Origin of the sequence: Ruficoccus amylovorans (genome assembly GCF_014230085.1) — a bacterium.
GTDB classification, from domain to species: Bacteria; Verrucomicrobiota; Verrucomicrobiia; order Opitutales; family Cerasicoccaceae; genus Ruficoccus; species Ruficoccus amylovorans.
Window position 1 is genome coordinate 18,106 of sequence record NZ_JACHVB010000014.1, and the last position, 11,667, is coordinate 29,772.

Annotated in this window: 9 protein-coding genes and 1 tRNA gene; 3 read left to right on the forward strand and 7 right to left on the reverse strand. The window is 59.5% G+C overall.

The features are described 5' to 3' along the window. Positions 1 to 3: 3 nt before the first annotated feature. From H5P28_RS04635 to H5P28_RS04650, 4 genes are all read right to left on the reverse strand, one after another. Positions 4 to 1,284 (reverse strand): DNA-processing protein DprA, encoded by a 1,281-nt coding sequence (locus H5P28_RS04635; RefSeq protein ID WP_185674550.1) that lies wholly within the window; start codon positions 1,282 to 1,284, stop codon positions 4 to 6. Continuing rightward, positions 1,285 to 3,393: a RecQ family ATP-dependent DNA helicase gene (locus H5P28_RS04640; RefSeq protein WP_221773356.1), complete on the reverse strand. Its 2,109-nt coding sequence runs from the start codon at positions 3,391 to 3,393 to the stop codon at positions 1,285 to 1,287. A gap of 295 nt (positions 3,394 to 3,688) precedes the next feature. After that, positions 3,689 to 3,765: transfer RNA gene (locus H5P28_RS04645), tRNA-His, on the reverse strand. Between the two features lie 199 nt (positions 3,766 to 3,964). Continuing rightward, positions 3,965 to 4,861 (reverse strand): alpha/beta hydrolase, encoded by an 897-nt coding sequence (locus H5P28_RS04650; RefSeq protein ID WP_185674551.1) that lies wholly within the window; start codon positions 4,859 to 4,861, stop codon positions 3,965 to 3,967. Positions 4,862 to 5,043: 182 nt separating this feature from the next. Here H5P28_RS04650 and H5P28_RS04655 point away from each other — a divergent pair, with 182 nt between their 5' ends. Together H5P28_RS04655 and H5P28_RS04660 are read left to right on the forward strand one after the other, a co-directional pair. Then, positions 5,044 to 5,424, forward strand: a complete 381-nt coding sequence (locus H5P28_RS04655; protein ID WP_185674552.1) for a hypothetical protein — start codon at positions 5,044 to 5,046, stop codon at positions 5,422 to 5,424. A gap of 23 nt (positions 5,425 to 5,447) precedes the next feature. Then, positions 5,448 to 7,478 (forward strand): tetratricopeptide repeat protein, encoded by a 2,031-nt coding sequence (locus H5P28_RS04660; protein ID WP_185674553.1) that lies wholly within the window; start codon positions 5,448 to 5,450, stop codon positions 7,476 to 7,478. Between the two features lie 27 nt (positions 7,479 to 7,505). Here the strand turns inward: H5P28_RS04660 and H5P28_RS04665 are convergent, their stop codons facing one another. Beyond that, a complete protein-coding gene (locus tag H5P28_RS04665; RefSeq protein WP_185674554.1) occupies positions 7,506 to 8,126 on the reverse strand; it encodes a hypothetical protein in 621 nt (206 codons plus the stop codon). 2 nt (positions 8,127 to 8,128) lie between these two features. Continuing rightward, positions 8,129 to 9,130, reverse strand: coding sequence for a hypothetical protein (locus H5P28_RS04670; protein ID WP_185674555.1), 1,002 nt, complete (start codon positions 9,128 to 9,130; stop codon positions 8,129 to 8,131). Positions 9,131 to 9,263: 133 nt separating this feature from the next. On the opposite strand from H5P28_RS04670, the gene H5P28_RS04675 reads away from it, so the two are divergent. Beyond that, entirely contained in the window at positions 9,264 to 10,763 is a 1,500-nt protein-coding gene (locus H5P28_RS04675; RefSeq protein WP_185674556.1) for an FAD-binding oxidoreductase, read from the forward strand. An 18-nt stretch (positions 10,764 to 10,781) separates the two neighbouring features. On the opposite strand, the gene H5P28_RS04680 is transcribed toward H5P28_RS04675, so the two are convergent. Further along, the gene (locus tag H5P28_RS04680; RefSeq protein WP_185674557.1) at positions 10,782 to 11,627 is read right to left on the reverse strand and encodes a hypothetical protein; all 846 of its coding nucleotides are present in this window, start codon (positions 11,625 to 11,627) and stop codon (positions 10,782 to 10,784) included. Positions 11,628 to 11,667: the final 40 nt, after the last annotated feature.

Below are 11,667 nucleotides of genomic sequence, written 5' to 3' on the forward strand. Positions count from 1 at the left end.
CTATTACGACTTTAATCTTTTATAACGTACCGGTTTGGTCAGCTTTGTAATTACCTTTTCAGCGACTGCCTTTTTCAGCCAGGCATTTAGCTGGGTTTTGTTTACATCCAAATCTTGGGTGAGCTCTTCAACTGTCGTCGGGGATTTCAGCTTGCTAAGGATAACAGGCAACACCGCCTCATAAATCGAAGTCGGTCCTTTCTCTATGCTATGGATTGGTTGCGAAGGAATTGGATTGTCATGCACCGTTTCGTCGGATTGTGGTGATTTATCCGGGGCAGACAGGTCCTCGCTAGACATGAAGTCAAACAGTGAGGGCTGCTCTGAGGGCCTTTCCGTAGAGGCGTTGGCAATGCTGTTGCTCAAGCTCAATCTCAAATCCTCGCGTTCTATCGAGTGCGGCCATTCCAATGCGCCAAGGTCGAGTAATTCGTGGTTTCCCCGTGGCACGTCTTTATCCATTCGAACGAAGACCGGTCGTGCGTTTTTCCGCGAAAGCTCCTCTTCGGCTCCGGCCCAGGTACCACCCTTTTTATGCTCGGCACTGACGACTAAGCCGTAATCCGCCATCGCGTAGATCAGCTTGTTTCGGCCCATGGCCGTTCCCACGGTAAAACGCGCATGAGGGTGGTAGGGCGAGAGCAACAGGAGTCGGCCCTCCGCAATGGCCCGGCGGGCACTGCGCTCCACGCTTTTCTTCAAGAGGTTCTCGGCCAGTATGCCTATCGTGACGCCGCCGGCTTCAAGTGCCGCGTTCATCGAAATCAGGTCAACCCCCCGGGCACCCCCTGATACCACTGGCATGCGGTTGTACGCGCACAGTTCGGCAACTTCACGGGTGAAGGTTTCGGCGGCCTGATCGATATTGCGAGAGCCGACGATGCCCAGTCCGCCACCACTCAACAAGGAACGCTCTCCGGCTCCGAACAGCAACGCGGGAGCCTTATCTTTAAGATGTTGTTTGTAGCGGGCAGGATAGTCCAGATCGCTCCGACTGAGCACCCAGATACCGTTGCGCTGCCATTCCTCTACGGCAAATCCGAGTTGCACGCCCCGACCAAGGAGGGAGTTGAGGCGTTGTTTGTCGATGCCTGTGCCCAGGGAAACCTCTGCAAGAGCGTCTTGCCTTAGCAAAACAGCCGGGCGTTTTTTCTCCCCGATGAGCCAACGCACGAGCGAGGAATACTCCGTCAACGTCAGCGGACTGACGGAACGGTCTTTCCCGAACACCCCGCACAGCAGAATCACCGCTTTTGTATCTTCTGTTAAAAAGTCGTTTTCCATTTAGTCCATCCTCGGGCTGTTTAAGGCTAAGGCCATGGGATACACGGCGGAGCATCCCGCCTGTCGCAACAAGGCCGATGCCACGGTGAAAGTCCATCCGGAATCGACCATATCATCGACCAGGAGGCAGGGCGGGTAGTCTTTGGGCTCCAGGTTTATGTTGAATGCACCATCCAGGTTTTTGACCTGCTGGTAGCTGTTAACCATCTCTTTCTGCGGCCTGTTCGCCTGTATTTTTTCAATGCCTGCGACGAACGGTATGCCTAACACTTTTGCCAGCCTTGCCGCAAAATCGGGCACTAGTTCGGGGTGGCTCAGCGAGGGGATGCAGGTTACCCATTGGGGCGCCGGATCAGGAGTCCATTCCTGCAGCATCTCCACGCAGGCGCTCACCAGTTGGTCGGCAAATCGATGAGTCTGGTATTTGCCATCGGCAACAAGCAGCCCCCATCCGGCATCACGCCAAAGGCTTAATGCGCGGCCTTCTTCGGCAAGTTGATCCTGCGGGATGCGATATCCTCCCAAAGGAGATTGAGTAAACATATCCTTGGCGGGCCAGTTTTTTCTGGGCGTAAGCGGCTGATGGCTCCTGCGCAGAAACAGCCCGGCCCGATTGGCCAAGTCGTCATCGTAGGTCTCATCCAGCAGTAGCGCGGGGTTGCAGTTTCTGCACTGGCCGCAAGCCGTGGGAGCAGGGTCATCCAGCGCAGCCTGCAAGAACGCCATCAGGCAACCGGTGTGCGCCATGTAGGCGCGCATCTGCTGCTGCTCCGCCCGCCTGATCGCGGTGATGGCGTTCACGTTTGCCTGATCGATCTGATAATGAACGGCGGCAGCTGTTGCCTGCCATTTGGTGCCGATCTTTGTAATCGGCGAGGGGGACTCCACAGTCAGGTATTTGATGGTTTTTTCAATCTGGCTTTGCTTCAGGTTCAGCTCACGTTGCATTTCCGGGGCGGAAAGCCCGTTCTCGGATTCCTCCAACGCGCCGAGAATTTCAGAAATATGCTCTTGGGGCGGGAACGCATTGCCGATGAAGAAATTCGCGATCGGGTCGTCCTCTTCGCCGCAAAGCAAAATGCCATAGGCTTCATCGACGGCACGACCCGCCCGGCCAACCTGCTGGTAATAGTGAACCACAGATGAGGGGCGCTGAAAGTGGATGACGAACCCCAGATCCGGTTTATCGAAACCCATCCCCAGAGCAACCGTTGCGACCAGCACCTTGATCGTGTTGTTCAGGAGTTGCTGCTCCAGTGCTTCCCGGTCAGGCTTGTCTGCGTGGTATGCCCTGGCGGAAATTTCATTGATCGAAAGCCACTCGGCGAGGCGATCCGCATCGCGTTTTGTCAGCGTGTAAACGATGCCGCTTCCGGGGAGAGTGGGGATGGTCTTCGCCAGCCAGGCCATCCGGGCCGCCGGGCTGGGCATGTTGATATTCTGGAGCTTCAGGCTCTTGCGAACGAGCGTTCCTCTTTGCAGGACAATCTTTTCGCCAAGCTGCGATTGAACGTCGTTTACGACGCGGTCATTGGCGGTGGCTGTCGTTGCCAGGACCGGCACGTTCGATGGAACCGCCTGAAGCACCCGCACGATCCGGCGGTAGTCCGGCCTGAAATCGTGTCCCCAGTCGGAAATGCAATGCGCCTCATCGACCACGAAAAGCCCGATGTTGCTGGCTATTTTCGCCAGAACATTCTGGCGAAAAGCGTCGTTGGCCAATCGTTCCGGTGAGATTAACAGAATATCCACCTGATTCGCCACCACCTCACTTAGAATCTGTGGCCACTCCTCATCGTTCGAGCTGTTGATCGTGCGGGCTCTCACACCAATGCGCTCTGCCGCCTCGATCTGGTTCCTCATGAGTGAGAGGAGGGGAGAGATCAGCAGTGTCGGGCCCGCCCCCTCTTCACGCAAGAGCTTGGTCGCGAGGAAGTAGACCATGCTTTTGCCCCAGCCCGTGCGCTGCACGACGAGAACGCGGTTTCTGAGTAGGAGCTGCTCAATGCTTTCCCATTGGCCGTCGCGAAATGAGGCATCAGGGCGGGAAAGCGCCGTCTTTAAGTAAGATTCGGCGCGTTGGCGCATCTGTGAGGAGTGGCGTGTCATACGTCCACCACCTTATATGAATGCGTTAGTTTGAGGAGCGTATCCTTCGCTCGACCAAAATTTTCAAACTGTGGTTCCGGCGGGAAGGAGCGCGAGAATCCGTAGAGAAATATACGGAAATTTAGGGCAAAAGCGTAATCTTTATTCGAAAAACGCTCGCTTACACAAGCGAGAGAAACAGTCTCAAGTTTCTCGTATGCCTTGCAAACCACTGATTAATAGCGCGTTGCGGGGTGCCGCGGCTGTTGTCGTCATTGTGGTCCTGACGGGGCTGAAATTACGGATAAAAAAAGAGTGGGGTGGTAGACCGGATTTGAACCGGCGACCCTCGGTACCACAAACCGATGCTCTAACCAACTGAGCTACTACCACCACAGGTTGAAGCCGAAAAGAAAACCGGGAGCGACGGGGGTTGTCAATCCTTTCGAGGCGGGAATTTGCGTTTTTCTTGATGACGCTGGCCGGTAAAGAAACTGCCGCGAATGAAAGTAAGGGCAGGCGCATTGAGGGCGCCGTATGCTGAGGCCTCAGACTCTGGTGGTGAAGGGCCCAAGGGGCGGAGCAGGAAAAATTACTTGGCCGCTGGTGAGGTGGTTTCGGCAGTGGGAGGTTGGAGGGTCGGATCACCTTGGAGATAACCGAGGGAGGTCAGGAATTTATCAGTTTCGAGCAAGGTCAGATAAAAATGTTCCGGGTGGCTGGTGTTGAAGAAGCCGTGTGTCTGGTCCTGGTAGAGATGGAGGTCGCAGCGGACACCGTTTTGTTCCATCCGCGTCTTGTAGGTTTCGGCGGTGGAGACGGGGATCAGGTTATCTTTGGTCCCAAGGAAAATAACAGTCGGCGGGGCGTCGGCATCGATGTTGTTCATCGGGGAAAAGGCTTCCCAGTACTCCTTGACGCGGTCATGACCGTAGCCGCCGGGGCCATTGTCAATGACGGGGTTGAAAAGCACGAGGGCATCCGGGCGGCAACTGACCGAGGTGTCGCTGTCCTCATCAAAGCCTTTGGCCAGCGCGGTGGCGGCGGCGACTTGCCCGCCGGCAGAGCCTCCGCCGGCAGCGATACGGTCGGGGTCGATCCCGAGCTCGGCGGCGTGGGCACGAACCCAGCGCATGGCGGATTTTCCGTCCATGACGGCTTCTTGCGGGGTGGTGCCGTGGCTGTTTTTCGTGCGGTACTGGGCGGCGATGGCCACGATACCCCGGGAGGCCAGGTACTCGCAGTGCGAGTAAAACTGGCTGGGGCCGCCAGTGACCCAGCCCCCCCCGAAAAAGAAGACGATGGCCGGGGTTTTGTCGGTTGGCTTGTGGCCCTCAGGGTAAAAGACGGAGAGCGTGAGCTCGCCTTTAGTCGTGTCTTTGTACGGGATCACGGTATCCGGGGTGGGGGACTGCGAGTAAAGGGAGGTCATGGTCAGCAGGCTGGCCAGACAGGGGATAACCAAGCGGGCGAAGTGAGCTTTAAACATATCTATGGACATTCAGCCGCGCCTGCCAATCGGAAGCAAGTGGTTTTTCCACGGGACCGTTTCCTGGTCGGGGAAGTAAACCATTTTTTGCCGGGCAAAGAGTGCGCTTGCCATGCAACTATGTGCTCCTACTGTGGTTGTAACCCTTTAGCCCGTGCGCAGTTGCCAGCCGGGTATTGCTTATGGCACAGACCAAACATAACCCCGTCGTCATGGTGGCGCTGCTCATCGGTGCTGTCGGCGTCGTCGCGGCGTTGTTGTTACTGGTGCGTGGTGGTGGCTTTGACGGGCTGGAGAATTTCCCCGCGCAGAGCTACCGCAGTCAGCCTGCGAACCTGCTCGGCAACGAGTACAGGCTCAGTGCCCAGATCCACTCGCAACTGGAGTGGCAAGAGGGAGTTGGCCGCTTGCTGGCTGTGGTCCCTGACGGGGAGAGTCAGCGCCTGCCGGTTTTTGTGCCCGACTCGCTGGGCATGAGTATCCACCCGGGGCAACGCTACCGGATGAAGGTCGCCATCCGGCAGGGTGGGCTTGTCTATGTGGAGGATCTTGAGAAGTATTAACCGCCCCGGACGAAAGACGCTTTATGTTTTTTTCACCCCTCAACCGTCCGAACATCCGAACCGCCTCGACCCGGAAGGGGGGGCTGGCCATGCTTCTGGGTGTGTTCGTTTTTACCGCCAGCCTCGCGGGGCAGGCTCCTCCCGGGAGCGCAGTGAGGGATCCGTTTACCGGCGGCGGGGCACCGGCAAATGCCACCCCGGCCCAGGCTGCTCCCGTGTCGCAGCCGACCAACGCCAACACGATGAATGTCGGCGGCGGTGGCGGGATGTTTGAGAGTGAGACCCTGCGGCAGTTTTCCAAAGACCTTTTCGACACGGACAGCGACTCGGTGGATTTCGAGGAGGGCACGCTCAACTGGAAGGGCCGGACCTTCAGCATCGGAAATTCGCGCCTCGTGCGGGCGCGCTTCGAGCGTTACCTGGCCACCCCGGCGCTGCCCGATGACGACGATGTTTACCTCGGGATCATTGCCCGCATCCACGAACTGCTTTCCCAGGTCGGCGCGGGCGAGGTCAAGGATGCCCAGCAGATGAACGACGAGCTTTTCGAAGCCTGGCAGCTGTTGTTCGTGGCGGCGCGCTACGAGATGGACGGGGGCACCTCGCTGGTCATCGCCAATCAGGTTTACAACGTGTGGCGCATCCGCGACGAGAACGTCAACCTCGACAAGGCCCAGAGCATGATCGAGGTCGAGCAGAAGAAGATTCAGGAGGAACTGGTCAATAGCGACTGGTTCCGCAAGAGCGAGTTCGACAAGGTGCAGCAGCTCAAGGCCGAGGGGCGGCATAGCGGTCAGATGTTTGACGGGGTGACGGAGGCGACTTTCCGGGCCGAGCAACTGGCCGAGACTCAGGTCCGCCTGACCAACCTGGAAACCCAGCGCGTGACCAATGGCCTCCAGGCCAAGCTCCAGTTCCAGACGCAGATACTCAACATGCTGCTCTCGCGCCGTTTCGAGCACTGCCTGATCGGGTGCATGTTTTACCGCTACGCCTTCAAGGGCTCGCACATGGAAATGATCGTCGGCAAGGAGCAGCTTCAGGGCTTCGTGCCGGTGTCAAATTTCTCCCCCACGGTGGAGACGCTGGAGTTCGCGGCCCGCGAAGCGATGTCAGATGTCAAAAGCGGGATGCGGGCCGTGGAGACTCTTTACGACAGCAACGAGCGCTTCGCCGCGCTGGAGCGCCTGCAGGAGACCTATTATCTGGGCGAGTACATGCCGCAGGTGCTGGAGTTCCCGCCGGAGAAAAAGCGCGAGTTGCTCAAGCTCTACCGCCTCGTGCGCGAGATGCAAAACCTGGCCGATCTGAAGGACTACGGCGCGATCGACACCACGGTGGCGCAGATCAAGGAACTGGCCTACGATTTCCCCAGCGCACGGGTGCTCTCGGCCGTGCGCTCGGCCCAGCGCCTGAGTAACCTTTCCCTGCTTTCGGCCCAGCAGGCGTTGGCCATGGGGCAGACCGACAAGGCCGAGGCCTCCCTGGCCCGCGCGACCGAAGTCTGGCCGCTGAACCCGGCGATCAAGACCTTTACGCTCGATATTGCCAGCCGGGCCGACATCTCGACTCAGGCGACCCTGATGTTTGACCAGCTCTACACACGGGAGGATTTTAGGCAGATCTACGACCGGCGCACGGAGTTCGCCGCCGCGCTCATGCAGGATCCGCTGCGTTCCGAGCAGTTGCAGAAAGTCGCCGAGCGCATCGGCACGGTCGATATGTTGATCGCCGCCGCTCAGGAGCAGTCCGAACAGGAAAACGCCTACGAAGCCTGGGAAATGCTCCTGCGGGCGAGCGAACTCGAGCCCAAGGACCCCGAACTGGCCCGGACCAAGGCGGCGGTCGCCCCACGGGTGTCGGATTTTGTTGGGGCCATTGATGCCGCCGAGCGAGCCGAGGCTAATGAACAGTACGCGGTCAGCCTCAGCCGTTACCTGGCCGCGCAGGACATTTACCCGGCCTCAAAGAGCTGCCGTGTCGGTATCGAGCGGGTCAGCAAGAAGCTCATGGCGCAGGTGCGGGCTTCCGGCGAAGGCATCGCCACCCGGTAACGATCTGAGAATTGCGGGCTGACGGCCTTACTTGTCTTTGCTTTCGGGGCCGGTAATCGAGTCGCGAATGGTCGTGAGCAGCCCGTTCCAGAAGCCCTTTTTTTCCCGTTCCTCGGTGGGCTCTACCTCGATCCCCTGGTAGTGCTCCTTGATCTCCTGCAGGCTGTTGTAAACCTCGTAGCGTTCGATCTCGTTGCGCATGAAGATCGTTCGCAGCGGATAATCATAGTAGATGTTTTCATCTACCACGACAAGGTAGTTGTCGCGCGTGTCCTCCCCCAGGCATTTGAAGATGTACTTGGGCGGATAGATCACGGATTCCTTTCCGCCGAGATGGGTCTGCTTGCTGGGGTGCTTGTACTTGACCGGGTCGATGATGAATTTCTCCATCAGGGCGAAGCGGCCGTTGCGCAGGTACGCCGGGTCCGTGAAGTAGCGATAGGCGTAGTAGGCGCCGACGAAAATCGCGATGACAAGCAGGATACGGGCATAACCTATGATCGTCTCCTTGAATCGCCGACGGTCGCGCTCGATCTCGAATTTGGACCGGTGGCGTCGTGGAGAAGGCGGAGGGACGGGTGGCCTTGCGGGCGGCTGCTTATGGTTTTGCTCGTTGTTCTTACCAAACAGGGGAATCTTGTCGGGCATCGTCAGTGCTCCTGGCTAAAGATGATTTCCTCGGGGGAGGTGTCGGGAGTCAGGTAAAGGTAGTAGCCACCAAAGAGAATGCGGGCGACGGGGTAGCCCTCGCTCTCATAGGGGAAACTGGCGGTGTAGTAGGGGGTAGACGGGCTGGCCGTGGTGAACCATTCATCCATCTGGTCGGCGTTGAGGGCGTTGAAGCTTCTCCATGCCTCCTGGCACTGCTGGTGGTTGGTTGCCAGCTCACTACCGCTATTCTGCGGAAATTGGTCCTGCGCGCCTTCGAGTGTGGGGAGAAAGTCCCGGTACTGTTGGAGCCAGGTCCGGTTGGCCATGCTCTGGGCACGGACCTGGGCGTCGGTGCTTTTCTGGTAAGGCTTGTGCAGTTCGATCCAGTTGAGCTCCGCGTTGAGCTTTTCGCGGATGAAGGGCAGCGAAGCCCCGAGGTTGAGCGGGTCGGCCTGCATCGTCAGCGAGTAGAAAGTGTCGTAGAGGTCCGGGCTCATCGAGTGGGTGTTCTGCTCGCCGTAGCGGGCGACGATGGTTTCGCGCGGGCCGCATTCGGATTGCCCGCCGATGGGTTTGCTGAAGTAAAGTTTCGGCGGGAATTTCGCGAGGATGTTGTTCCACTGCTGGGCCTGTTCGGCGGTGAGTCCGTTGTTTTGGAGGCGCTCCGAGGCGGCCATCAGGTCGTGAAAACATTCGCTCTGGCTCAGCATCAACCGATGGATACGGGCAGGCAGGCTGTTGACCGAAATGATCTCAATCGGGCCCTGACGGTAAATTTCCACCCGTTCGAGGACCATGGTCCCTTGCGAAGGGCCTTGCGCGACCGGGACTTCCGGCTCCAGCGGTTGACCAATCTGTAAGGGTGCGCTGATCGCCCCCTTGAGGTAGAAATACGCTCCCGCGACGATCGCCAGGACAACAATGCCCAGAAAGACGACGAGAAGGATTCCGGCTGTGCGAGCCCGCCGGAAACCGGCGGCGGATGGCGGGAGCGAACGCATAGTGTATTATTTCGTAAAGCCTACCGTGTTGGTCAATGATTCATTTTGGTTTTATGGATATTGTTTGTATTAGCGTCGCTAATCGTTACTTTTTGCCTTTTCGCAGACGGCTGGAATGGCGTATGAATAAACGATGAGCACTTCTTCTGAAGGACCCGTGTTTGCCGATCCGCGTCGCCGGGCAACGGCCCTGCGAGAGCTGCGCAAGGCCATGACGGCGGGGGCTGTCGATACAGCTGATGAGGCCCGGCGAGTGGCTTCGCTGGATACCTGCCGGCTGGCTCATCTGCCCGAGGCGGTTATCCGTCCGGCCAACGACGAGGAAGTGGCTACCGTGCTGCGCCTGGCCAACCGCTACCGGGTCCCGGTCACGGCGCGTGGAGCCGGTTCGGCCACGACGGGGGCGGCGACTCCGATCCGCGGGGGCTGGGTGCTCGACTTGTCCGGCTGGGACGAGATTCGCATCGATGCGGTCAGCGGCTACGCCCATGTCGGGGCCGGGGCCATCAACGCCAAAATCAACGAGGCGGCGGAAAAAAAGGGCTGGTTTTACCCGCCCGACCCATCCTCGAAAGGGTACTCGACCATCGGCGGAAACATCGCCTGCAACGCAGGCGGGCTGCGCGCGGCCAAGTACGGCGTGACCCGCGACTACGTAGTGGCGCTGGAAGGCTTTCTGCCCACGGGCGAACCGGTGAAGTGGGGGCTGCCGCTGAAAAAATACGTTTCCGGTTTTAACCTGCGGGACCTGTGGATCGGCTCGGAGGGAATGCTCGGGGTTGTCACCCGGGCTACGCTCAAGCTCATTCCCGCTCCCGAGACGCGGGCGACTTTTCTGGCGGCTTACAAGGACGAGGCGGCGGCTCTGCGCACGGTGCGCGAGGTGCTCAAGGCCCGGCTGGTGCCTTCGATCCTGGAGTTTATCGACCGGCAGACGCTCGACTGTTTCCTGCGCAAGCATGAGAAGGCCGGAACGCTTGGCTCGCTGCCGTTCCGGGTGAAGGCTGGTGACCCGGCCCCGGCCATGCTGTTACTGGAAGTCGATGGCGACGCCGGACAGGTGCGACGCCAGAAAACCGCCGTGCGCGAATTGCTTGGCGCGAAGGCGCTCTGGCTGCGCCAGGCGCGGGATGAGGAGGAGGCCGAGGCGCTCTGGCGCATCCGCCGGACCTGCTCGCAGGCCATGTTTCAGATGGGTGACACCAAGCTCAACGAGGATATCGTGGTGCCGCTGGAGTCTCAGCTTCCACTCCTCAAGTACACCCTCGAAGTGCGCAAAAAGACCGGACTGGCGACACCGACCTTCGGCCACGCCGCGGACGGGAATTTCCACGTGCATGTGATGTTCGACTGGGGCGATGCAGACCAGCGCGAGCGAGCCAGGGAGTCCATCGAACTGATTATGCGCAAAGTGGTCGAACTGGGGGGCGCCATCACCGGCGAGCACGGGATCGGGCTGGCCAAGAGCCCCTTCCTCAGCCTCCAGCACACCGAGGCTGAAATCGGTGCCATGAAACGGATCAAGGACGCCCTCGACCCGAACGGGATTCTCAACCCCGGGAAGATGTTCGAACCCTTCGACATGTGGCTCCAGCCCCGCGACCGGGCCTGGCGCTTCCCCTGGGACCATTGAGCTGGGAAGGCGTTTGGATTACTTTCTGCTGAGAGTGAAGGTGTTGATCATTTCGTCAACCGCCTCGACCATGGCTTTGTGGTCAGCGGGACGGCTCCAGCCCTGAATGGAGTAGAGCATGTCGCCCGGCCCGAGCGTGGCCACATAGAGGAATTGCCAGCTCTCGGCGGCGGCAGGTGTTTGCGTCGGGGTGGAATTGTCGGTGGCGGTGTCCGAAGTGTTGGCGGTCGCCGGGGTAAAAGGATAATCGAAGCGCGCCGTCAGCCAGATCCATTTGCGCCCGAGGACGCTGCGCGTGTCCACCGAGACCTCGTCCGCCCCCTCGGTCATGGAACCGGCGGCCCAGGTCCCGAAGGCTGACAGGCTTCCCTGCCGCAAGGGCGCAAAGGTCACACCGCCCGGCCCGCGGTAGCAATCCGCCGTGAACACCATGAACGGCGAGGGGGCGTGGGGGGCGGCTTCGTTTTTAGGGAACAGCAGGATGTCCTCACCGCCGGTGCTGTAGTAGGCGCGGTAATTGGGGCGGCGGTAGAGCAGCAGATCGGCCCGGAGCTTTTGTTCAAGCGCCTGTGTCTGGACCAGCCCGGCAAAGGCCGCCGCCTCCTCCGTCCGGAGCCACTCCGGGGTGTAGGCTACATGCGGGAGGTATTCGGGCAGGTGGATGGCTTTGTAGCCACGTGGAATGTCAACCGAGTAGGGCAGGGAGCCGCCTATCGCGTTGCTGATGGAGCTGTCGGTGATGGTGGCCGGTTCGGGTGTGAAGCAGCCGCTCCACACAGGCAGGCTGAGCAGGAGCCCGGCGGCGATGATACGCCCGGCGAAAGGACGAAAGCCGGTGATGCGGTCGGTGAGAGCGGACGGCATAAGCTGCTAAAAGAGCGTCCCCGTGGCAACCTGTCAGCGG

Excerpts from the sequence above, each read along its gene's own strand:
- H5P28_RS04635 (WP_185674550.1), bottom strand. The coding sequence starts at position 1,284 with ATGGAAAACGACTTTTTAACAGAAGATACAAAAGCGGTGATTCTGCTG.
- H5P28_RS04640 (WP_221773356.1), bottom strand. The coding sequence starts at position 3,393 with ATGACACGCCACTCCTCACAGATGCGCCAACGCGCCGAATCTTACTTA.
- H5P28_RS04650 (WP_185674551.1), bottom strand. The coding sequence starts at position 4,861 with ATGTTTAAAGCTCACTTCGCCCGCTTGGTTATCCCCTGTCTGGCCAGC.
- H5P28_RS04655 (WP_185674552.1), top strand. The coding sequence starts at position 5,044 with ATGGCACAGACCAAACATAACCCCGTCGTCATGGTGGCGCTGCTCATC.
- H5P28_RS04660 (WP_185674553.1), top strand. The coding sequence starts at position 5,448 with ATGTTTTTTTCACCCCTCAACCGTCCGAACATCCGAACCGCCTCGACC.
- H5P28_RS04665 (WP_185674554.1), bottom strand. The coding sequence starts at position 8,126 with ATGCCCGACAAGATTCCCCTGTTTGGTAAGAACAACGAGCAAAACCAT.
- H5P28_RS04670 (WP_185674555.1), bottom strand. The coding sequence starts at position 9,130 with ATGCGTTCGCTCCCGCCATCCGCCGCCGGTTTCCGGCGGGCTCGCACA.
- H5P28_RS04675 (WP_185674556.1), top strand. The coding sequence starts at position 9,264 with ATGAGCACTTCTTCTGAAGGACCCGTGTTTGCCGATCCGCGTCGCCGG.
- H5P28_RS04680 (WP_185674557.1), bottom strand. The coding sequence starts at position 11,627 with ATGCCGTCCGCTCTCACCGACCGCATCACCGGCTTTCGTCCTTTCGCC.